The organism is Candidatus Pelagibacter communis (assembly GCF_001179845.1).
GTDB classification, from domain to species: Bacteria; Pseudomonadota; Alphaproteobacteria; order Pelagibacterales; family Pelagibacteraceae; genus Pelagibacter; species Pelagibacter ubique_Q.
Genome location: NZ_CVSB01000020.1, coordinates 51,987 through 75,906, shown reverse-complemented (window position 1 = coordinate 75,906; position 23,920 = coordinate 51,987). Strand labels below are relative to the sequence as shown.

21 protein-coding genes and 1 pseudogene are annotated in these 23,920 nt (G+C 30.3%); 15 read left to right on the top strand and 7 right to left on the bottom strand.

The features are described from left to right. The 15 genes and pseudogenes from AMN81_RS01275 to atpC all read left to right on the top strand — a co-directional run. A pseudogene (locus AMN81_RS01275) lies at window positions 1–515 on the top strand (malate dehydrogenase); the annotation flags it as partial. 2 nt (window positions 516–517) lie between these two features. Beyond that, window positions 518–1,678, top strand: coding sequence for an ADP-forming succinate--CoA ligase subunit beta (gene sucC, locus AMN81_RS01270; RefSeq protein WP_072090332.1), 1,161 nt, complete (start codon window positions 518–520; stop codon window positions 1,676–1,678). Window position 1,679: 1 nt separating this feature from the next. Further along, window positions 1,680–2,555: a succinate--CoA ligase subunit alpha gene (sucD, locus tag AMN81_RS01265; protein ID WP_072090331.1), complete on the top strand. Its 876-nt coding sequence runs from the start codon at window positions 1,680–1,682 to the stop codon at window positions 2,553–2,555. Window positions 2,556–2,590: 35 nt separating this feature from the next. After that, on the top strand, window positions 2,591–5,509 hold the full coding sequence (locus AMN81_RS01260) for a 2-oxoglutarate dehydrogenase E1 component (protein ID WP_072090330.1): 2,919 nt from the start codon (window positions 2,591–2,593) through the stop codon (window positions 5,507–5,509). Window positions 5,510–5,514: 5 nt separating this feature from the next. Next, window positions 5,515–6,813 (top strand): 2-oxoglutarate dehydrogenase complex dihydrolipoyllysine-residue succinyltransferase, encoded by a 1,299-nt coding sequence (gene odhB, locus AMN81_RS01255; protein WP_072090329.1) that lies wholly within the window; start codon window positions 5,515–5,517, stop codon window positions 6,811–6,813. Next, entirely contained in the window at window positions 6,814–8,214 is a 1,401-nt protein-coding gene (lpdA, locus tag AMN81_RS01250) for a dihydrolipoyl dehydrogenase (protein WP_072090328.1), read from the top strand. A gap of 63 nt (window positions 8,215–8,277) precedes the next feature. Next, the gene (locus AMN81_RS01245; RefSeq protein ID WP_072090327.1) at window positions 8,278–8,472 is read left to right on the top strand and encodes a hypothetical protein; all 195 of its coding nucleotides are present in this window, start codon (window positions 8,278–8,280) and stop codon (window positions 8,470–8,472) included. 31 nt (window positions 8,473–8,503) lie between these two features. Then, window positions 8,504–9,439: an ATP-grasp domain-containing protein gene (locus AMN81_RS01240; RefSeq protein ID WP_072090326.1), complete on the top strand. Its 936-nt coding sequence runs from the start codon at window positions 8,504–8,506 to the stop codon at window positions 9,437–9,439. A gap of 7 nt (window positions 9,440–9,446) precedes the next feature. Next, the gene (locus tag AMN81_RS01235) at window positions 9,447–11,135 is read left to right on the top strand and encodes an ATP-binding cassette domain-containing protein (protein ID WP_072090325.1); all 1,689 of its coding nucleotides are present in this window, start codon (window positions 9,447–9,449) and stop codon (window positions 11,133–11,135) included. Between the two features lie 93 nt (window positions 11,136–11,228). Continuing rightward, the gene (priA, locus tag AMN81_RS01230; RefSeq protein WP_072090324.1) at window positions 11,229–13,184 is read left to right on the top strand and encodes a replication restart helicase PriA; all 1,956 of its coding nucleotides are present in this window, start codon (window positions 11,229–11,231) and stop codon (window positions 13,182–13,184) included. A 108-nt stretch (window positions 13,185–13,292) separates the two neighbouring features. Beyond that, the gene (gene atpH, locus AMN81_RS01225; RefSeq protein WP_072090323.1) at window positions 13,293–13,850 is read left to right on the top strand and encodes an ATP synthase F1 subunit delta; all 558 of its coding nucleotides are present in this window, start codon (window positions 13,293–13,295) and stop codon (window positions 13,848–13,850) included. Beyond that, the gene (atpA, locus tag AMN81_RS01220; RefSeq protein ID WP_072090322.1) at window positions 13,851–15,386 is read left to right on the top strand and encodes a F0F1 ATP synthase subunit alpha; all 1,536 of its coding nucleotides are present in this window, start codon (window positions 13,851–13,853) and stop codon (window positions 15,384–15,386) included. Window positions 15,387–15,392: 6 nt separating this feature from the next. Continuing rightward, a complete protein-coding gene (locus AMN81_RS01215) occupies window positions 15,393–16,265 on the top strand; it encodes a F0F1 ATP synthase subunit gamma (RefSeq protein ID WP_072090321.1) in 873 nt (290 codons plus the stop codon). Window positions 16,266–16,267: 2 nt separating this feature from the next. After that, window positions 16,268–17,686: a F0F1 ATP synthase subunit beta gene (gene atpD / locus AMN81_RS01210; RefSeq protein WP_072090320.1), complete on the top strand. Its 1,419-nt coding sequence runs from the start codon at window positions 16,268–16,270 to the stop codon at window positions 17,684–17,686. Continuing rightward, window positions 17,686–18,078 (top strand): ATP synthase F1 subunit epsilon, encoded by a 393-nt coding sequence (gene atpC / locus AMN81_RS01205; RefSeq protein WP_072090319.1) that lies wholly within the window; start codon window positions 17,686–17,688, stop codon window positions 18,076–18,078. The genes atpD and atpC overlap by 1 nt, the downstream gene beginning before the upstream one ends. On the opposite strand, the gene AMN81_RS01200 is transcribed toward atpC, so the two are convergent. From AMN81_RS01200 to cgtA, 7 genes are read right to left on the bottom strand one after another with little or no spacing between them, the layout of a single operon-like run. Next, on the bottom strand, window positions 18,070–18,543 hold the full coding sequence (locus AMN81_RS01200) for an RNA pyrophosphohydrolase (protein WP_072090318.1): 474 nt from the start codon (window positions 18,541–18,543) through the stop codon (window positions 18,070–18,072). The genes atpC and AMN81_RS01200 overlap by 9 nt on opposite strands. Before the next feature lies 1 nt (window position 18,544). After that, window positions 18,545–19,684, bottom strand: a complete 1,140-nt coding sequence (locus tag AMN81_RS01195; RefSeq protein ID WP_080986891.1) for a S41 family peptidase — start codon at window positions 19,682–19,684, stop codon at window positions 18,545–18,547. Continuing rightward, a complete protein-coding gene (gene rsfS / locus AMN81_RS01190) occupies window positions 19,681–20,031 on the bottom strand; it encodes a ribosome silencing factor (protein ID WP_072090317.1) in 351 nt (116 codons plus the stop codon). The genes AMN81_RS01195 and rsfS overlap by 4 nt, the downstream gene beginning before the upstream one ends. Window positions 20,032–20,048: 17 nt before the next feature. After that, a complete protein-coding gene (gene nadD, locus AMN81_RS01185) occupies window positions 20,049–20,576 on the bottom strand; it encodes a nicotinate (nicotinamide) nucleotide adenylyltransferase (RefSeq protein ID WP_256998201.1) in 528 nt (175 codons plus the stop codon). Next, the gene (locus AMN81_RS01180; RefSeq protein ID WP_072090316.1) at window positions 20,572–21,822 is read right to left on the bottom strand and encodes a glutamate-5-semialdehyde dehydrogenase; all 1,251 of its coding nucleotides are present in this window, start codon (window positions 21,820–21,822) and stop codon (window positions 20,572–20,574) included. The genes nadD and AMN81_RS01180 overlap by 5 nt, the downstream gene beginning before the upstream one ends. Next, on the bottom strand, window positions 21,823–22,929 hold the full coding sequence (proB, locus tag AMN81_RS01175) for a glutamate 5-kinase (RefSeq protein WP_072090315.1): 1,107 nt from the start codon (window positions 22,927–22,929) through the stop codon (window positions 21,823–21,825). Continuing rightward, the gene (cgtA, locus tag AMN81_RS01170) at window positions 22,919–23,902 is read right to left on the bottom strand and encodes an Obg family GTPase CgtA (RefSeq protein ID WP_072090314.1); all 984 of its coding nucleotides are present in this window, start codon (window positions 23,900–23,902) and stop codon (window positions 22,919–22,921) included. Before cgtA ends, proB begins: the two co-directional genes overlap by 11 nt. Window positions 23,903–23,920: the final 18 nt, after the last annotated feature.

The window sequence follows — 23,920 nt, the reverse complement described above, 5'->3', positions numbered from 1 at the left end:
CTAGATTTAAATTATTTTTATCATTAGAACTAAATGTGCCAGTAAGAGAAATTGAGGCAATGGTTATGGGTGGTCATGGTGACACTATGGTTCCTATGCCAAGATTTACAAAAATTTCAGGTAAACCATTGTTAGATTTTGTAAAGGATGGAAAGATTTCTTCAGAAAGAGTTGAGGAAATTAATCAAAGAACAAGAGATGGTGGTGCTGAGATTGTTAAATTTTTAGAAAAAGGATCAGCCTTTTATGCACCAGCAGCATCAGGTGTTCAAATGGCAGAAGCTTATTTGAATGATCAGAAAAAATTATTACCTTGTGCAGTACAATTAAATGGAGAATACGGTGTACAAAATGTTTACGCTGGAGTTCCCGTTATCATTGGAAAAGATGGTGTAGAAAAAATTGAGGAGATTGATTTAGATGAAAAAGAAAAAAAAGAATTTATGCACTCAATAGATGCTGTAAAAGCTCTATGGGAAGATGCATCTAAAATAGATCCTGATTTATCTAAATAATAATGAATATTCACGAGCATCAAGCTAAACAAATATTAAAAAAATATGGAGCCCTAGTTCCCGAGGGTGTATTTGCGCTTGATGTTGATGAGCTTATTGAAAAAGCAAAAGCACTAAAAACTGAGAAATATGTTCTTAAAGCACAAATTCACGCGGGCGGCAGAGGAAAAGCTGGTGGTGTAAAAATTTTAAACACTATTGAGGAACTAACAGTAGCAGCTAAAGAATTACTAGGAAAAACACTAGTTACTCATCAAACTGGTCCCGAAGGTAGAGAAGTAAAAAGATTATACGTAGAAGAATCATCAAATATAGATAAAGAATTTTACTTATCTTGTCTGGTTGATAGAGCAAGTTCTAAAATCGCATTTATATCGAGCGACCAAGGAGGGATGGACATTGAAGAAGTTGCAAACAGTTCACCTGAAAAAATTATAACCACAAAAGTTGATATAGGTGATGAAATTTCAGAGACAGATTGTGGGAAAATAATTAATATTTTTAATTTAAATGAAGACGCAAAAAAACAAGCAATAAAATTAATTAAATCAATATATAAAATGTTTGTGAGTACTGATGCTAACATGGTTGAAGTAAATCCATTAATTTTGACAAAAGAGAAAAAAATTGTTTGTTTAGATGCGAAAGTTAATTTTGACTCTAACGCTTTATTCAGGCATCCAGAAATTATTGAATTAAGAGATTTAAACGAGGAAGATCCTACCGAGATAGAAGCTAGCAAGCATGATCTTGCATATATCAAGCTAGATGGAAGTATTGGCTGTATGGTGAATGGAGCGGGATTAGCGATGGCAACAATGGATATAATTAAATTGTATGGTAAAGAGCCAGCAAATTTTTTAGATGTAGGCGGTGGAGCATCCAAAGAAAAAGTATCTGCTGCATTAAAGATAATTCTTTCAGATAAAAATGTTAAAGGTATTTTAATTAATATTTTTGGAGGAATAATGAGATGTGATGTCCTTGCTCAAGGAGTAGTTGATGCAGCTAAGGAAATAAATATTAGTGTTCCTCTAGTTGTGCGGTTAGCAGGTACAAATTTTAAAGAGGGAAAAGAAATTCTTGATAATTCTGGATTAGAATTAATTTCAGCAGAAAATTTAGATGATGCAGCTAAGAAAATTGTTGAGGCAATAAAATAATATGTCAGTTTTAGTAAATAAGAATACAAAAGTTATTTGTCAGGGATTTACAGGCGCGCACGGAACTTTTCATTCAGAACAGACTATAAAATACGGCACTAATCTTGTTGGTGGAGTTACGCCAAAGAAAGGTGGACAAAAACATTTAGACAGACCAGTTTTTAACAGTGTTTTAGAAGCAAAAAATGAAGTAGGTGCTGATGCAACTATGATTTATGTACCTGCAAAATTTGCTGGAGCAGCAATAATTGAAGCTATTGATGCATCAGTTGAACTTATTGTTTGTATAACAGAGGGAATTCCAATCCAAGATATGCTTAAGGTAAGACAAAAATTAAGTGGCTCTAATAGCAGATTGATAGGACCTAATTGTCCAGGAATAATTACACCAGATGAATGTAAAATAGGAATCATGCCAGGTAATATTCATAAAAGAGGAAGTGTTGGAATTGTATCAAGGTCAGGCACATTGACATATGAGGCAGTAGCTCAAACAACTGAAAATGGACTCGGTCAATCAACTTGTATAGGAATTGGTGGAGATCCTATTAACGGAACAAATTTTATAGACTGCTTAGATTTATTTTTAAATGATGATGAAACAGAATCTATTTTAATGATAGGTGAAATTGGAGGAACTGCGGAAGAGGAAGCTGCTGAATTTGTAAAAAATCACAAGATCAAAAAGCCAATAGTTGGATTTATTGCAGGAATTACTGCTCCTCCAGGCAGAAGAATGGGACATGCTGGTGCTATAATTTCAGGTGGGAAAGGTGGAGCTGAAGATAAAATTAAAAAAATGGAAGAATGCGGCATTACTGTTGCCAAATCACCATCAATCATTGGAAAAACTTTATTTAATAAACTGTCTAATTGAAAAAAAATATTAGAGGGATATATTAAATAAAAAAGATGTCTTCATCAAAAAATCTTGATTTCGAAAAAACTTCATTTTTAAATAAGTCTAATAGTGCATTCATTGAAGAAATGTATTTAAAATTCATTAACAAAGATGCAGATCTTCCAGAAAGTTGGGCAAATTATTTTGAAGGAATTGGCGAAGAATTAAATGTAATAGCAAAAGAAATTAATGGTCCATCATGGGGACAAACTAAAAAAAAAATTGATATTGATGAATTACAAAAAAAAATAGAAGAACAAGATAAAAATGATTTTGATAATATCAAATTAGACACTTCAGAAAAATTTAACTTTCAATTACTTGCTGACTCAAACAAAGATTCTATAAGTGCTGTAGCATTAATTAGAGCATATAGACTAAGAGGACATTTATTAGCAGATCTTGATCCTCTAGAAATGAGAGAGTCAGAGTATTTAGATGAGCTTCATCCGGATTTTTATGGTTTTAAAAAAGAAAATTACGGCAAGAAAATTTTTCTAAACGGGGTAATTAATCGTAAATATGCAAATATAAGAGAAATACTTAAGTTTATGAAGAAGACCTATTGTGGAAAAATAGGTTATGAGTTCATGCATATTTCAAACCCAGTTGAAAGAAAGTGGTTTAGAGACAGGATAGAGCAAGATAAAAATGCACTTCAATTTACAAAAAATGGTAAAGAAGCAATTTTAAATAAATTAGTACAAGCAGAAGGATTTGAAAAATTTTTAGCTACCAAGTATGTGGGAACAAAAAGGTTTGGTTTAGATGGTGGAGAAAGTTTAATACCAGCCCTTGAACAAATAATAAAAATTGGTGGGCAAAATAATATAAAAGAAGTTAAGATAGGTATGTCTCATAGAGGCAGACTTAATGTATTGGCAAATGTTTTACAAAAATCTTATAAAAGAATTTTTAACGAGTTTGCTGGTGAGTTTAGTTCTCACAGCGAAGATAGCGCTGGAGATGTCAAATATCATCTTGGAGCATCATCAGATAGAGAGTTTGATGGAAACTCAGTTCATGTAAGTTTAACAGATAACCCCTCACATTTAGAGGCTGTTAACCCTGTAGTTTTAGGACAGACAAGAGCTAAACAATTTTTTCATAAAGATAAAGAGAGAAATAAAGTCATACCAATACTCATTCATGGAGATGCAGCTTTTGCTGGTCAAGGAGTAGTAGCTGAATGTTTTGCGATGTCTGGATTACCAGGCCACAATACCGGTGGAACAATTCATATTATTGTAAATAATCAGATAGGATTTACTACAAGCCCAAGATTTGCTAGGTCCTCACCTTATCCATCAGATGTTGCAAAAATGGTAGAAGCACCGATCCTTCATGTTAATGGAGATGATCCAGAAGCAGTTGTTTATGCGACTAGAATAGCAACAGAATTTCGATTAAAATTTAACAGAGACGTAGTTGTAGATCTAATTTGTTACAGAAGGTTTGGACATAATGAGGGAGATGAGCCTTCATTTACCCAACCCTTAATGTATAAAAAAATTAGATCACACCCTAGCGTTTATAAGATTTATGGAAATAAACTTGTAAATGAAAACTCTATAACGCAAGAATTATTAAATCAAAACGTTAAATCATTTAAGGATTTACTTGATGAACAATATAAGAGTGCAAAAGATTATAATCCTAAAATAGAATGGTTTGAAGGAACCTGGTCAAGATATAAACCTGAAAGAGGTAAAGATAAAAGAGGTATAACAGGCTATGAGGAAAACAAATTAAAATTAATTTCAGATAAAATCAATGTTATCCCTGAAGAAAAAAATATTCATAAAACTATCTCTAAAATATTTAATGCCAGAAAAGAAAGCATTGAAAAGGGTACTGGAATTGATTGGTCTTCAGCTGAAGCGCTTGCTTTTGGATCATTGCTTGAAGAAGGATATCCTGTCAGACTTGTAGGACAAGATTCTGGTAGAGGGACATTTAGTCAACGACATTCTGTTTTAAGAAATCAACTAGATAACTCCAGGTATGTTCCTCTTAATAATATTTCTGATAATCAAAAGCATTTTGAAGTAGTAGATAGTTTTTTATCTGAACTTGCGGTTTTAGGTTTTGAATACGGTTACAGTCTTGTGGAACCAAACACTCTTACTCTTTGGGAGGCTCAATTTGGTGATTTTGCAAATGGAGCTCAAGTAGTAATTGATCAATTTATTGCATCTGGGGAAAGAAAATGGAACAGAGCATCTGGTATAGTAATGTTGTTACCTCATGGATATGAGGGACAAGGACCAGAACATTCTTCAGCAAGATTAGAGAGATTTTTACAATTATGTTCAAACGACAATATGCAGGTAATGAATTGCACAACCCCAGCAAATTACTTTCATGCTTTAAGAAGACAAATGCATAGAAGTTTTAGGAAGCCTCTAATTATAATGACACCAAAATCACTTTTAAGAAATAAATACTGTTTATCAAATTTACAGGATTTTAACAAAAACAATACCTTTCATAGAGTTCTATGGGACCATGCTATTGACCCTAAGTCTAAAGGATTTATTGAACTAAAAGAAAGTTCTAAAATTAAGAAAGTAATTCTTTGTTCTGGAAAAGTATATTTTGACTTATTAGATGCTAGAGAAAAGCTAAAAAGAGATGATGTTGTGATGTATAGAATAGAACAATTATATCCATTTCCAGCAAAAGCTTTAGTTAAGGAATTAAAACCATATGTTAAAAATGCTAAATTTTTTTGGTGTCAAGAAGAACCAAAAAATATGGGTGCCTGGTTTTCAGTAAGAGATTATATCCAATGGACATTAGACACTTTAAAGGCTAATAATAACAAAATTTCTTATATAGGAAGAAGCCCAGATGCAACTCCTGCAACAGGATACGCCAAAAGGCATAATTCTCAACAACAAGAAATAATTAACGAGGTTTTTGATTAATTATTATGAGTGAAAAAATAGTAGTACCAGTCCTTGGCGAAAGTATAACAGAAGCTACCGTTGCTAAATGGTTAAAAAAAAAAGGTGATGATGTTAGAGCAGATGAGCCAATTGTAGAACTTGAGACAGACAAAGTAAATTTAGAAGTGCCATCACCAATTTCCGGTGTATTAATTGAAATTAATTCACAAGATGGATCGGTTGTTGAAGTGGGAGCATTATTAGGTTCTGTATCAGCAGATAGTGGGGCGGTTAAATCTACACCAATAAAGAAAGAAGAAATAAAGAAAGAACAAATTACTCCTAAAGAGAGCAATGTAATAAAATTAGATGCTAGTAAAAAAGAACCAAAAATATTTGAAGAAAAAGAAATCAAAAAATCTAGAGAAAAACCTCTAGTCTTAACAGAGGAAGTTAAAACAGAAGTTGCTCCAAAAAGAGATATGAATCCTACCTTGTCTCCAGCAGTGAGAAAAATAGTTGCTGAAAATAATATTGATATTAATTCAATTCAAGGCTCAGGCAAAGATGGAAGAGTTTTAAAAGGAGATTTATTAAGTTTGATGGGAGCAAATCCAAAACCATCTGAAAGAAAAATTCAATATGGTGAAGAAGAACGAATTAAAATGACTAGGTTGAGGCAAACTATTGCTAAAAGATTAAAGCAAGCTCAAGAGAATGCTGCTCTTTTAACAACATTTAACGAAGTTGACATGAGTAGTGTAATGGAAATGAGGAAGGAAAATCAAGAGGATTTCCAATCTCGTTACGGGATAAAATTAGGATTTATGTCTTTCTTTGTAAAAGCATGTGTAGTTGCCTTAAAAAATTTCCCTGCGGTGAATGCTGAAATAGATGAAGAAGAGATTATCTATAAAAACTATTACAATATTAGCTTTGCTGTCGGAACAGATAAGGGTTTGGTTGTTCCAGTTTTGAGAAATGCAGATGAATTATCCTTTGCTGATATTGAAAAAAACATTAAAGAAATTTCAGAAAAAGCGCGAGATGGAAAGCTAACGATTGAAGATCTTCAGGGAGGAACATTTACGATAAGTAATGGAGGTGTGTATGGGTCTATGCTTTCAACTCCAATACTAAATTTGCCTCAATCTGGAGTGTTGGGCATGCATAATATAGTTGAAAGACCTGTTGTTATAGATGGTGAAATTAAAATAAGACCAATTATGTATTTAGCATTATCATATGATCACAGAATTATTGATGGAAAAGAATCTGTATCTTTCCTTAAAATGATTAAAGAAAACTTAGAAGACCCTAGAAGGTTGTTTTTAGATATTTAAATGCCAGAAAAATTTGAAGCTATAGTTATTGGAGGTGGACCGGGTGGTTATGTGTGCGCAATCAGACTTGCTCAATTAGGATTAAAAACTGCATGTATAGAGTCCAGAGGGTCTTTGGGAGGTACTTGTTTAAATGTTGGCTGCATCCCATCAAAAAGCTTACTTAATCTTTCTGAAGAATTTCATAAAGTAAAAAGTTTAGCAAACAAAGGTATTGAAGTTGGTGAAGTAAAATTAAATTTAGACAAAATGATGAAAAGCAAAGATAAAGCTGTAACCGTTCTTACAAAAGGTGTTGAGTTTCTTTTGAAAAAAAACAAAGTTACTTACTTTAAAGGACACGGAAGTTTTAAATCTAAAAATGAAATTTTAATAAAGGATGATAAAAATAAAGAAACCATCATCCAAACAGAAAAAATAGTTATTGCAACAGGATCAGTTCCAGTTTCATTACCAGGAATAGAAATAGATGAGAAAATTATTGTCTCATCAACAGGCGCTTTAAAGTTAGAAAAGGTACCTAAGAAAATGGTTGTAGTAGGAGGAGGCTATATAGGATTGGAGATGGGATCTGTATGGTCAAGACTTGGAGCAGAGGTACATGTTGTTGAATTTTTAGATCATATTACACCTGGAATGGATAAAGAAATCTCTTCAGAATTTATGAAAATTTTAAAAAAACAGGGAATGAAATTTAATATGCAAAATAAAGTTGAAACAATTAAAAAAAATTCAGCAGGTGCAGTGGTTTCAACAGTAGATAAAGATGGTAATAAAAATAATTTTGAGTGTGATGTTGTTTTAATTTCTGTTGGCAGAAAACCTAATACAGATGGTTTAAATTTAGAGTCTGTAGGAGTAGATCTTGATGAGAGAAATAGAATTAAAACTGATAAAAGTTTTAAGACAAACGTTGAAAATATTTATGCAATAGGCGATGTAATTGTTGGTCCAATGCTTGCACATAAAGCGGAGGACGAAGGTATAGCAGTTGCAGAAAATATAGTTGGTCAATCTGGGCATGTAAATTATGATACAATCCCAGGAGTAGTTTATACAACACCAGAAGTAGCATCAATCGGTAAAACTGAGGAACAATTAAAAGAATTAAATAAAAAATATAAAGTAGGGAAATTTTCGTTTATGGCTAATTCAAGAGCCAAGGCTATTGATGATGCAGAAGGTTTTGTTAAAATTTTAGCTGATAAGCAAACTGATAAAGTATTAGGTGCACATATAATTGGACCTCATGCAGGAGAATTAATTGCAGAGATCGGTGTTGCAATGGAATTTGGTGCAAGTGCAGAAGACATAGCCCGAACTTGTCATGCCCATCCTACTTTTTCAGAAGCAATTAAAGAAGCCGCTTTATCAGTAGATAAAAGAGCAATACACTCTTAAATAATTACTTTACACAGAAAGTTAATTTGATTATTCTGAGTAAAATTAAATATAAGGAATGTTATGATAACGCCAAGCACAATATCAAAAAAAGCGTCAGCGCAACCATTACCTCCTTCGGAATATAATTTTCCTGAACAAGTAAGAGAAGGTGAAGGAAAAACACCTATTCAAGCTGGATGGTATACGTATGGTTCGATCCAAACATATGGCTACAGTGGATACCCTAACGACTCTAGGGGTGATAATTGGGATTAAATAGAATCTAGTTCCATCTTTTGAATTTGCCATGGAAGTTCTAATCCTAACAAATTCATTTGATGGAACTTCCAATACTATTCAAGAAATATTTAAGAAAAAAGATATAAAATTTCTTAGGTGGAATGTGGATCTTTGGGATAAATATGAGATATATTTTGATCAAGATCATTTTTCTATAACTGATCCTGTAGGTAATTCGATATCTTCAAAAAAAGATCTAAAAATTCTGTGGCGAAAACCTTTTATTGACATGATGAATTTTGAGTCTTTAAGAAGTAATGAAAATAAAGAGGCAGATAGTAATTACGCAAAATCAGAAATGAGAGCCATAATCCATAGTATCATGGCTTACTCTAGAGACAAAAAAAAACATTTTATAGATCCTATCGATGAACATAGACTGCCAAAATTGAAACAATTAAATATTGCAAAAAAATATTTTAAAATCTTGCCTTACGAGCTTTCTTTATTAAAAAAAAAAGTAAGTTTTAAAGAAGCGATTACCAAGCCTTTAAATAACTCTGAAGTTGGAGATAAAATTTTATATACAACAAAAGTAAATCAAGATGAATTAATTCGACCTTATCCTTGGTTTATACAGAAAGCAGCATTAGGAGGAAAGGACGTTACATGCGTTTATATTAAAGGTGATGTTTATTTTTATTCTTGTGAGTATGAAAGAGGAAGTGAGAACATAGATTGGAGGACTGAAATCAATACAGAGAATCAGTCCAAGTGGTTACCATTTATTAATAAAAATTTAGAACAATTAAAAAAAAAAGTATGTGAATTAATGAGAGAATTTGACTTAAATTATGGAAGACTTGATTTTATACAAGATAAAGAATTTTTTTATTTTCTTGAAGTCAATCCTAACGGTCAATTTGGTTGGTTAGATTTTATATATGATGAAAAAAAATTAATACTACACAATAAGTTTGTCGATGCTTTTTTAGAAGAATAAAAATATTATGACAAAAATTAATTACAAAGATTTTGTTAAATATTTATTTAAAAATTTTAGGTTTAAAGTAATACAAATATTAATACTTTCGATTTTAGAAACTTTATTAGAAATCTTAAGTATAATCGCAATAATTGGTGCTTTAACCATTATATTAACTAAGGACACATCTTATGGCTGGCTGGCTAATTTTGTAGGAAAATTTGAGTATGATTTTGAAAATCAATTAAGTTTATTTTATTTAATCATTTTTATTTATATTATCAAAAATGCTAGTCTTGCTTTAATTCAGTGGCTAAAACTAGATTTATGTGGAAAAATATTTAAAAATATTTCACAATCTACTTATCAAGCTTTATTAAAGAAAAATAACTTATTCTTTAATAATTTTTCATCGGGGGATTTAGCTCAAAATGTAATTTCTGAGAGTGAATTTACCAAGAGTGTTATAATTAGTTTTGTTGCATTCATTACTGAATTATTAATTATAATGATGATGTTTGTATTAATTGGATTACATAATTTTTATGCTGCATTAATTACAATCATATTTTTATCAATTAGCTCGTACATATATTATTTTTTTATGAAACAAAAAAATATAAGTTTAGGTGAAAAGAGACAGCTTTTTTCAATAAGAATAATGAATTTACTTTTTAATTCATTGGCACAACATAAATTAATTGTACTTGCTGATAAGATAAAATTTTTTCTAAATAAATTTTCCAATATGATTAAAGTTATCTATCAAGTTTCAAGAGATCAGATGACAATACAATATTCTTCTCGTTTGTGGCTAGAATGTTGTGTGTTGTTGATATTAGTTTTTACAATAACACCACTAATAAAATCAGAAAATATATCTAGCACAAAAATTTCTGATATATTATTAATCTCCGTTATTACTCTAAGGTTTGTACCTAGTTTTTCCAATATTTTAGGGTCTTATTCTACTATCCAGTATGGAGTTAAAGCTGTTTCAAATATTATGAATATTCTGAAAGATCAAAAAGATGAAAGCATTATTCAATCAACAAGCATTCAATTTAATGAATTAATATTAAGATCTGTATATTTTAAATATGAAAATAATAAAGAATTTGTAATTGAAGATTTTAATCAGATTCTACAAAATAAATCATTAGTTGGTATTAAGGGTGACAATGGTTCTGGAAAAAGTACTTTACTAAAAATTATAGCTGGACTGATTGAACCTGATAATGGTCAGGTTACTATAAATCAAAAATCAATTTATGATGATGAAATTCTTTTTTATAATTGGAAAAAAAATGTTGGATTTGCAGATCAAAAACTTATTTTCTCAAATGAAAGTGTATTAAAAACTGTTGCATTTGGAGATGATGATCGAAATATAAGTCAAGCTAAAGTTGCAGATTGTTTAGAAAAAGTAGGTTTATTAGAATTTTTTATGAGTAAGACAGATAAGCTAAATATGTTAATTGGAGAAAATGGATTAAAGCTTTCAGGCGGGCAGTTGCAAAAATTAAATATAGCCAGAGCCTTGTATTTAAGACCTAAAATATTAATTTTAGATGAGGTGACAAATAATTTGGACATAAAATCTCAAGAAGAACTTTTAAAACTATTAAATTTATTAAAAAATGAGTCTTTAATAATCATGGCTACTCATTCAGATAATATTTTAAAAAAGTGTGATTTAATCATTAATCTTTAGTTACAAAGCACATATAACATAAAGTAATATGTTAGATGATTTAAATAAGTAAAAAATTTTTATTTACTACTATAAGTTGAATGTTTTTATAATATGAAATATCCGATTCTTTTACCAAATATTTTTAATCATCCATTTACTTATGAAAGTAGTTTAAATCTTAAAGTTGGTGATTATGTAATTGTACCTTTTGGAAAAACAAAAATTACTGGTGTTGTTTGGGACGAATTTGAAAAAAATAATAATAAAAATTTTAAGACTAAAAATGTAATCAAGAAATTAGACGTTACTCCGTTAAAAAAAAATACAATAAATTTTTTAAATTGGTTTGCAGAATATAATCTTATCCCAAAGGGCATGGCATTAAAGTTAGTACTCTTAAGTAGTAATGCGGTAGAGAAAAAAGAAACTCAACTTTATCAAATATTTGATAGCAAAATTAAACAAAATTTAATCAAGCTATCTAGTGATCAAAATAAATCTCTAAAAAAAATGAATGTTTCAAATAAAAAATTTAGAGTTCATGTTTTACAAGGCACAACTGGATCAGGAAAAACTTTAGTTTATTTTGAAGCGTTAAAACCACTGATAGAGAAGGGTTTTCAAGGATTAATTTTATTACCAGAAATAGGTCTAACCAGCCAATTTGAAAAAAAATTTTTAGAATATTTTGGTTTTAAACCTGCAGTTTGGCATTCAGCAATTTCAAAAAAAAAGAAAGAATTAATTTGGAGCGGAATTTCTAATGGTAAAATAAAAATAATCATTGGTGCAAGATCTTCGCTATTTTTACCGTTTAAAAAATTAGGAATGATAATTGTTGATGAGGAACATGATCAATCATTTAAACAAGATGAAGGCATAACTTACAATGCTCGTGATATGGCAATTTCTAGAGCATCTTTTGAAAATATTCCAATCAATTTGATTACTGCTGTTCCTTCTATAGAAACTTTTGAAAATATTAAAAAAGGTAAATACGAGGTTTCTAGATTAAATGAAAGATATCAAAACGCAGCATTACCTAATTATGAAATTATTAATTTAAATAATACAAAACTTGAAAAACAATCATGGCTATCAAATAAAATTATTGAAAAAGTTAATTTACACTTGGAAAAAAAAGATCAAGTTTTGTTTTTTTTAAATAGAAGAGGTTTTTCTCCAAATGCTTTATGCAATAAGTGTTTTACAAGTTTTACATGTCCAAATTGTAGTATCAATTTAGTTTATCATAAAAATAAAAATAATTTATTATGTCATTATTGTGGATACAAATCTGATCTTAAAAGGAATTGTACAAAAGAAGGTAATTGTGAATTCATTTTTAGTGGTCCCGGTGTTGAGAGAATTTCAGAAGAGGTAAAAAGAAAATTTCCTGGAAAAACAATAGAGATTTTTTCAAGTGATACAATGAATAAAAAAGATTCTAAAGAAAAAATAGATAAAATTATTAATAATGAAACGCATATTTTAGTTGGAACCCAATTAATTTCAAAAGGTTTTCATTTTCCAAGCTTAAATTGTATTGTAGTTGTTGATATTGATCTTTCATCTCAAGGACATGATTTAAGAGGTGCAGAAAAAAATTTGCAGCTTTATCATCAACTTTCAGGACGTGCAGGAAGGACTGGAGAACCAGCAACCGTATATTTTCAAACCTATGAAAATAATACCAAGATGATTTCAGAAATTACAAGTAAAAATCCAGATATTTTTTTAGAAAGAGAACTGCAGATAAGAAAAAAAAATAAACTACCTCCATTTCAAAGGTTTATTTCTTTAATCTTAACAGGGGATAATCAAATTAAATTAGAAAAAGAAGCTATTAATTTTAAAAATTTTATTGAAAATAAAATTGAAGGAAAAATATTAGGGCCAGTGAATGCTCCATTATTTAGATTAAAGAGAAAATTTAGAATTAGATTTTTAATTAGAGGCTTAAAATCTATGAAACTACAAAGCTCTCTTGCAGAAATTATTCCAAAATATAAATTTTCTTCTGGAATAAAACTTTCAGTTGATGTTGACCCAATTAACTTTAATTAACCGCAAAAAAGAGGCCTTTTTTGCGAATCCGCTACTTGAAGACATAAGGGTCATATGCTATTTAGGGCGTGATTTTTAAATAATCTTCAACATTACAGAGGAACCAAGTTGAGTAAAGACACCGGATTTTCAATAACTTCAGCTGAAAGGTATTCTCTTGCGCTTTTTGAACTTTCAGAGGAAAACAATCTTTTAAGTCAGATCGAAGATCAGTCTTCATCTATTCTTAATTTAATTGATCAAAGTGAAGATTTTTCTAATTTGATTAAAGATCCAACTACAAGCCAAGAAAATTTACTAAAAGTAATCAATATAATCTCTGAAAATAATAAATTTGAATCTTTATTTAAAAATTTTTTAAGTTTCTTAATTCAAAAAAGACGTTTCTTTTTTATTGAGCGTATCCTTAAAAGCTTTATTGAAATTTGTTCAAGAAAAAGAGGTGAACTTAAGGCAGAATTAAAATCAGCAAAACAATTATCTAATGAAGAAATTGCAAAAATTACAGAGGAGTTGACAAAAAATTTTAGCTCAAAAATAAAATTAAACTACAAACATGATGAAAGTTTAATAGGAGGTTTGGTAGTACAAGTAGGAAGTACTATGGTCGATACCTCAATTAAAAATAAATTACAACAAATCGAAAATAGAATGATAGAGGCATAAATGGAAATAAATCCTTCAGAAGTTACAAAAATATTAAAAGAACAAATTAAAAATTTTGGTGATAAAGCAGAAGTCACAGAAGTTGGTCAAGTTTTATCAGTTGGAGACGGTATTGCTAGGATTTATGGTTTGGATAATGTTCAAGCTGGTGAAATGGTAGAGTTTGCAGATGGTTCAAAAGGTATGGCTCTAAACTTAGAAAGTGAAAACGTTGGTGTCGTAATTTTTGGTGATGACAGAAATGTTAAAGAAGGGGATGTAGTAAAAAGAACTGGTAATATTGTTGATACTCCAGTTGGAAAAGAATTATTAGGAAGAGTAGTGGATGGTTTAGGAAATCCTATCGATGGAAAAGGACCATTAGATAAAGGAATTAAAAAAAGTAGGGTTGAAGTAAAAGCTCCTGGTATTATTCCACGACAATCAGTAAGTGAACCAATGCAAACTGGTCTTAAATCAATTGATAGTCTAGTTCCGATTGGAAGAGGGCAAAGGGAATTAATTATCGGTGATAGACAAACTGGTAAAACAGCAGTTGCAGTAGATGCAATTATTAATCAAAAAAAAATCAATGAATCTGGTGATGAAAAACAAAAACTGTATTGTATATACGTTGCGGTTGGACAAAAAAGATCAACAGTAAGACAAATTCAAAAAACATTAGAAGAAGCTGGAGCTATGGAGTACACAACAATCGTTGCTGCTACTGCATCTGACTCTGCTCCTTTACAATTCTTAGCACCATACACAGGTTGTGCTATGGGTGAGTATTTTAGAGATAATGGAATGCATGCGTTAATAATTTATGATGATTTGTCCAAACAAGCAGTTGCTTATAGGCAAATGTCATTGCTATTAAGAAGACCCCCAGGACGTGAGGCTTATCCTGGAGATGTATTTTATCTTCATAGTAGATTACTTGAAAGAGCAGCTAAATTAAGTGATGAACATGGTGGTGGATCACTTACTGCACTGCCAATTATTGAAACACAAGGTGGAGACGTATCCGCGTTCATTCCAACTAACGTTATTTCAATTACAGACGGACAAATTTTCCTTGAAACAGAACTATTTAACCAAGGTATAAGACCTGCAATTAACGTAGGTTTATCAGTGTCTAGGGTTGGTTCATCAGCTCAAACAAAAGCGATGAAAAAAGTTTCTGGTTCAATGAAATTAGAGCTAGCACAATACAGAGAAATGGCAGCTTTTGCTCAATTTGGATCTGATTTAGATGCATCTACTCAGCAACTTTTGAATAGAGGCTCTAAACTAACTGAACTTTTAAAACAAAAACAATATTCACCCATGACTGTTGCAGAACAAGTTATTTCAGTATTTTGTGGAGTAAAAGGTTATCTAGATGATATTGATTTAAAAGACGTTGCTGAATTTGAGAGTAAGATTATTGAAAAATGTAAATCAGATAAGCATGAAATTATCGAGTCAATTTTAAGTTCAGGAAAACTTGAGGAAGATAAAGAAAAATTACTTGTTGAGGTAATCACTCAATTAAAAGGAAATTTTAAATCTTAATAATTTATGGCAAGTTTAGACGATCTAAAAAAAAGAATAGCTAGTGTAAAGTCTACACAAAAAATTACTAAAGCTATGAAAATGGTTGCAGCAGCTAAATTAAGAAGAGCTCAAGAAAGCGCTGAGAAGGGAAGACCTTATTCTGAAAAAATGAATAATGTTATTTTAAATTTATCAAATGGTATATCTGATAAAGAAAATGCACCAAAGTTATTGTCAGGGACTGGTCATGATAAAACTCATCTTTGTGTGGTGATGACTTCTGATAGAGGTTTATGTGGTGGATTTAATTCTAACATTATTAAAAAAGCTAAAAGTTATTTTGCAAAAATTTTAGATGAAGGTAAAGAACTTAAAATTATTACAGTAGGCTCAAAAGGAAATGATCAATTAAAAAGAGTTTATGGTGACAAAATAATTGAAAATATTTCTTTCAAAGAATCTAAAAATGCAAATTATTTTGATGCTGACAAAGTTGGGAAAATGGTAATTGAAAAATTCGAGGCAAGTGAATTTGATGTTTGTACAATTTTTTATAACCAATTCAAAAATGTAATTACTCAAATTCCTCAAGCACAGCAAATTATCCCTTTAAACAATGAAGGAGAAGAAAACAGTTCAGAAGAAAGTTACGAATTTGAACCAGATGAAGATGAAATTTTAAGCAATTTATTGCCAAAAAATATTTCTACGCAAATATTTAAGGCTATGTTAGAGAATTCAGCTAGCGAACAAGGGTCTAGAATGAGTGCAATGGATAATGCGACCCGAAACGCAGGTGAAATGGTTGACAAACTTACTATCGAATATAATAGAAGTCGTCAGGCAGCAATTACAAAAGAACTAATAGAAATCATATCAGGAGCAGAAAGTTTATAATTATGAGCAAAGGAATAATCACACAAGTTATTGGAGCGGTAGTAGACGTAAAATTTGATGGTGAACTACCAGAAATTTTAACAGCATTGGAATGTAAAAATGGTGACAACAGACTAGTTTTAGAGGTAGCACAACACTTAGGTGAAACTACTGTTAGAACAATTGCTATGGATGCTACTGAAGGACTAAAAAGAGGTGATGAAGTTACCAACACAAATGCTCCTATTCAAGTTCCGGTTGGGCCTGAAACTCTTGGAAGAATTATTAATGTAATTGGGGAACCAATTGACGAAAGAGGTGAAGTTAAAACCAAAGAAAGTTGGCCAATTCATAGAGCTGCACCTGAATTTAATGACCAATCAACAGAAACTGAAATCCTTGTAACAGGTATTAAAGTTATTGATTTGCTTGCACCGTATGCAAAAGGTGGAAAGATCGGATTATTTGGTGGAGCAGGAGTAGGAAAAACAGTTTTAATTATGGAATTAATTAATAACGTTGCAAAAGCTCATGGTGGTTTTTCAGTTTTCGCGGGAGTTGGCGAGAGAACTAGAGAAGGAAATGACCTTTATCATGAAATGATTGAGTCTGGAGTAATTAAAAAAGAAGGAGCTGGTTCAAAAGCTGCATTAGTTTATGGACAGATGAATGAACCTCCTGGAGCTAGAGCAAGAGTTGCACTTACAGGGTTAACTGTAGCTGAATACTTTAGAGATCAGGAAGGTCAGGACGTACTTTTCTTCGTAGATAATATTTTTAGATTTACTCAAGCAGGATCAGAGGTTTCAGCTTTGTTGGGTAGAATTCCATCTGCTGTTGGATACCAACCGACATTAGCTACTGATATGGGTAATCTACAAGAAAGAATTACGACTACAAACAAAGGGTCAATTACATCTGTACAAGCTATTTATGTACCTGCTGATGATTTAACAGACCCCGCTCCAGCGACATCATTTGCTCACTTAGATGCAACGACTGTACTTTCTAGACAAATTGCAGAAATTGGTATTTATCCTGCAGTAGATCCGCTTGACTCTACATCAAGAATTTTGGATCCAAGAATTGTTGGAGATGAGCATTATAGAGTAGCAAGAGATGTTCAAAGAATACTGCAATCATATAAATCACTACAAGATATTATAGCCATTCTTGGTATGGATGAGTTATCAGAAGAAGATAAATTAGTTGTAGCAAGAGCTAGAAAAATCCAGAGATTTTTATCTCAACCATTCTTTGTTGCAGAAGTATTTACTGGTTCTCCAGGAAAACTTGTTGATCTTGAATCAACTATCAAAGGTTTTGATGCAATCTGTAAAGGTGATTATGACCATTTACCTGAAGCTGCTTTTTATATGGTTGGAACAATTGAAGAAGCTATAGAGAAAGCTAAGAAAATGGAACAAGAAGCTGCTGCTTAATGAGCGAAGAGTTTAAAGTTGAAATAGTAAATCCTGAAAAATCTTTTTTAGTAAAAGATGATGTTTCAGAAGTTGTGGTCCCTGCTTTTGAAGGAGAGATGGGAATATTGAAGGATCATATTTCTATTATTTCCTTTTTGAAACCTGGGATAATTAAGATTTTATCAAAATCAGGTGATGAAAATTACTATGTTGAAGATGGTATTGTTGAGTTCAAAAATAACAATCTATCTATTTTAACAAGTACAATTTTTAATCTTGCTGATATGGATAAATCAAAGAAACAAGATTTACTTAAACAGGCAGAAGAAGAGGCTAATAAAACTGATATAAATGATCAATCTAAGTATTTAGCAGATCAAAAAGTTGAAGTTTTAAAAACTCTAAATTAATTTTTTTACTTTTTCTTTAAGTTCTTTGTAAATATGATGTTTAAAATCAACCACAACATCAGTAATTAAATCTAAGTCAATCCACTTCCAATCTAAAAATTCTGGATTAGATGTATTAATATTTATCTCATTATCATTTCCAATAAATCGCATTAAAAACCATTTTTGCTTTTGACCTTTGTATTTACCTTTCCAAATAATACCTAGTAATCTATCAGGTAAATCATAGGTTAATGTACCATCTAATTCTTTTATAAGTTCTACGCTTTTGATACTTGTTTCTTCCTCTAGTTCTCTAAATGCAGCTTTTAAATTATCCTCTCCCTCATCAACACCACCCTGAGGCATTTGCCAAAAATTTTTAGGATTATCTATTCTTTTTGCAACGAATACTTTATTTTCTTTATTCAATAACACAATTCCGACCCCACTTCTCAGTGGTAAATCTTTAAAATTTTTATTCATATTATCCGTTAAGTAACTTAATAGCGTAGTTTAATTGATTATCAGTATCAGTTTTTATTCTAAAATCATCACCTTCTTCATTTACTTCAATATCTGGTCTAACTCCTACTTCAGAAATAGATTTTCCAGAGGGAAGATAATATTTTGCGACAGTTAACCTGATAGCTCCACGATTTTTTAAAGGAATAATTGATTGCACAGAACCTTTACCAAAGCTATTTTCACCAACGATGATTGCTCTTTTATGATCTTTTAAAGCTCCAGCAACAATTTCAGATGCAGATGCTGAACCATAGTTAATTAAAACCAATAGTGTTTTTCCATCGGTAATATCTCCTTTTTTTGCAAACCATTTTCTGTTTTCAGATTTTTTTCTGCTTTTTGTTGAAACTATTTCTCCATTTTCAAGAAAAAAATCTGATATCTTTATTGCTTGAGACAAAAGACCCCCAGGATTATTTCTTAAATCTAAAATAAATGAATTTAAGTTTTTATTTTTTTTAAGTTTTTTAATTTGTTTTTCTATTTGATCACTACTGTTATCATTAAACGAAGTAAGCCTGATGTATCCAATATTTTCATTTATAATTTCAGATTTTACAGATTGAACCTGAATAACTTCTCTTATGATATTAAATGTTAACGCTTTTCTTTCACCTCTTCGTCTTACTGTTAACTCTATTCCAGAACCTACAGGTCCTCTCATTAAATCAACAGCTTCACTTAATGATTTTCCTTGAACCTGAACATCATTTATTTTTACTATGTAGTCACCAGCTTTTAATCCAGCTCTGGATGCAGGTGTATCATCTATTGGTGAAATTACTTTTACCACACCAGCCTCCATGCTAACTTCAATTCCTAGTCCACCAAACTCACCACTGGTTTCTGTTTGCATTTCATCAAAAATTTTAGGGGACATATAGGATGAATAAGGATCTAAGGATTGTAAAAGTCCATTGATAGCAGCGTCCATACTTTCAGATTGATTGAACTCATCAACGTATTCTTTATTAATCTTTTCTAGAACCTCACCGAAGAGATCAATTTTTTTATAAATATCAACTTCAGCTGAAATAACTGTTTTATTTATATAAAAAACGGAAAAAAAAATTAATAATAAAAATTTAATTTTTTTCATATCATCACTTTTTCTTTTGGAATTAGCTCTGACCAAATTTTCTCTAATTCATAAAACTTTCTTTTTTCTGGGTGAAAAATATGAACAATTAAATCAATCCCATCAACAAGTTTCCATTCTCCACTTTCTTTACCCTCAATTTTTGGGTCTTTTACACCGTTATTTTTAAGTTTTTCTAAAACTTGTTCTGATAAAGATTGAATATGTCTAGATGAAGTCCCACTTGCTATGATCATGTAATCAGCCATAGAACTTTTGTCTTTAAGATCAATAGTTACAATGTCTTGAGCTTTATTGAGATCTAGTGTGTTGATTACAATTTCTTTTAAGTCTGAAATTTTGTCCATTAATTGGTTTTAGATTATCAAATTTTTCTTAATTGAGAAGATGAAATGTTGACTTTATTAAACTCAATAAACTCTAGATTGGCCTTACTAAGTTGCTTAAATGTCTTTGATTTTAAAGAATTTTTTTTATACCCATGTCTATCAAAAACTAGAATGTTACATTTTTGTGAAATTAATTTAGATTTATGCCATTTATGAAAATTAATAAGATTGTCGGCACCCATTAAAAAATAAATTTCAATGCTTTTATCTTTTTTTAAATGATTGATTAAATTAATAGTTTTATTTGATTTAATAATTTTTTCATAAAATTTAACCTTAATAAATGAATTTGTACTAATAATTTTTTTACAATATTTAATTCTGTCAGTAACAGATGTTTTGCTCTCTATTTTAAATGGATTTTTTTTTGTAATTGCCCAAATAACTTTTTTGAGTTTGAATCTTTTTTTTGCTTCCTTAGAAATTGCCAAATGTCCTTTATGAGCAGGATCAAACGATCCACCTAATACACCAATTTTTATTTTTGTGTTATTCAATTTAATTTCTTATTTTACCATTACTAGTGATTTCATATTTATATGAAATCAATTGATTTAAACCTACAGGACCTCTTGGTGGTAGTGTATTAGTAGAAATTCCAACTTCTCCACCAAATCCAAATTCACCGCCATCAGCAAATTGAGTTGAGGTATTATGCATTGCAATTGAGCTTTTAACATTTTTTAAGAAATATTTTGCTGTTTTTTTATTTTTTGTAATGATGGAGTCTGTGTGCATAGTGCCATATTTATTTATATGCTTAATTGCCTCTTCAGAATTTTTAACAACTTTAACAGATACAGCTGATGCCAAATATTCAGTTGACCAATCTTTTTCTTTTGCAGGATATACTTGACCTTTGTAATAACTCTTCAAAATCTTATCACCAATTATTTTACAACCATTATTTTCAAGTGCTTGCAAAATCGGATTACTAAATTTTTTGACTATATTTTTATTAATAAGAATAGTTTCAGTCGCACCACAAATACTTGTATTTCTTAATTTAGCGTTATAAACAACTTCTTTAGCCATTTTTAATTCTGCATCTTTATCTATATAAGTATGACAGAGTCCCTCTAAGTGCCCAATTATAGGTACTTTGGATAATTCTAAAACTTTTTTAACTAAATTTTTTCCACCACGAGGTATGATGACATCGATATATTTTTTCATTTTAGAAAGCATTATATCTACTAGTTTTCTTTGTTTTGAGTCGATAAATTGAATAAAGTTTTCATCAACTTTATTTTTTTTAAGTGCTTTTCTAAACAACCTAGCTAAAGCTTTATTTGAATTTATGGCCTCAGAGCCTCCTTTTAAAATCACTACATTTCCAGATTTAAAACAAAGACTAGCAACATCTGAAGTTACATTTGGTCTACTTTCATAAATAACACCAATAACTCCAATTGGTATTGATACTCTTTTTATGTTCAAACCATTTGGTCTTTTCCATTTGTCTAAAGTGTTGTCTATAGGATCCCTTAATTTAGCTATTTTTAAAATAGAATTTATAATTCCATTCAATTTAATTTCATCTAAATGAAGTCTTTTGATTAAGTTCTCTTTTAACCCTCTTTTTCTCGCGTAATTAATATCTTTTGAATTTTGATTAATAATAAATTTTTTTTCATTCTTAATTAATTTCGCGTAATCATTTAAGACTTTATTTTTTACTTCAGTTGTAACTTTATACTCACTAGCTTTGCGAGCTTTTCTTCCAATTAAATTCATATATTTAATCATTTAAATTTCCACCATATCATCTTTGTGAATAACTTCTGCTTTTGCAACATAGCCTAATAATTTTTCAATTTCATTCGAATGATGACCCATAATTTTATTCACCTCATCAGAAGTAAAGGAACTTAACCCTCTAGCACATTCGTTATTTTTTTTATCTAATACTTTAATATGATCACCTTTGTTAAATCTTCCCGAAACTTTTTTAATTCCTGCTGCTAACAAACTTTTTCCAGATTTTAATGCCTTTTTAGCACCATCATCAATTATTAATGCTCCTTTAGGTGCTACAGAACTTATTATCCATTTTTTTCTAGCATCTAACTTTGAAATTTTTGGACTAAACCAGGTGCAGTTATTTTTTTCAATTATTTTTGAGATAGGATTTGAATATAGTCCATTCGCAATAACCATACTAGTACCAGCAAGCTGACATATTTTTGCTGCTTCAATTTTTGTATGCATACCACCACTTCCATATTCATTTACGCCTTTAATATAAATTTTTTTTATATCTTTATTTAGGTCATCAATTTTCTTTATTAGTTTAGCATCCTTAAAAATTTTAGGATTTTTTGTATACAAACCGTCAACATCAGATAATAAAATTAAGGTATCTGCGTTTGTAATTTGAGCAACCCTAGATGCCAATCTATCATTATCTCCATATTTTATTTCACTCGTTGCAATAGTATCATTTTCATTGACCACAGGAATAAAACCAAGTTCAAAAAGATTATCAAAAGTTCGTTTAGCATTGAGAGATCTTCTTCTTTCCTCAGTATCTTCTAATGTAAGCAAAATCTGAGAAATATTTATTTTATATTTTGCGAAAGTTTGTGAAAATAAATTCATCAGTTCTATTTGACCAATAGAAGCAATAGCTTGACTCTTATCTAATTTGATATTTTTTTTGTTATAATTCATTTTCTTGCAACCCAAAGCTATAGCACCAGAGCTAACAATAACTACTTTTTGATTTTTATCTCTTAATTTTTTAATATCTTTTGCAAAACTAGATAACCATTGTTTCCTAATTTTTTTATTTTGATCAACTAGTAGAGATGATCCAATTTTTACAACAATTATTTTGGAGTTTTTAAGATACATAAGACAAAAGCTTTGCTTTAATTTTTGATACAGATTCTTTTTCCAGAGTTGTCATTGTCATAATCTCACAATTTTTACCCTTTGAAAAATGATCTATAACTTCATTTGCTGTTTCTTCATCAATCAAATCGATTTTATTAAGCACAATTAGTTCTTTTTTTTCTAATAACTTTGCACTGTAGCTTTTTAATTCATTTTTCACCTGATTATAAGACTCATTCAGATCTAAGTTGGTGACATCAATTAAGTGTAGTAAAGACTTACATCTCTCTATATGTTTTAAAAATTGTATCCCTAACCCTATACCTTCGTGAGCTCCTTCAACTAATCCTGGAATATCTGCAATGGTAATTTCTTTATCATCGTAAGAAGCCACGCCAAGGTTTGGATTAATAGTTGTAAATTTGTAATTTGCAATTTTTGGATTTGCGTTTGTTAATGCTGCTAACAAACTTGATTTTCCTGCATTTGGTAATCCGATAATACCGATATCAGCAATTGTTTTCAATTGAAGCCATATTGTAAATTCTTCACCAATAGTGCCTTTGGTAAATTTTCTTGGAGCTCTATTTGTAGAACTTTTAAATCTTGTGTTTCCTAAACCTCCTTTTCCGCCAGCAGCTGCAACATATTCTTCACCTTTTTTATTAAAATCGAAAAGAAGAGTTTTGTTATCCTCTTCAAATACCTGTGTACCTAGAGGAACTTTTAAAATTAAATCTTCACCACCTTTTCCTGTTCGATTTTGACCGGAACCGTTTTCCCCACGTTCGGCTTTGTGGTGTTGTTGATATCGATAATCAATAAGGGTGTTTAAATTTTCCTCTGACTTTAAAATAATTGATCCACCTTTTCCACCATCCCCACCATCTGGTCCACCAAATTCAACATATTTCTCTCTTCTAAAACTAGGAGATCCATCTCCACCGTTTCCAGCCTTAATATAAATTTTAACTTGATCGAGAAATTTCATAATACAACATCTATTTTA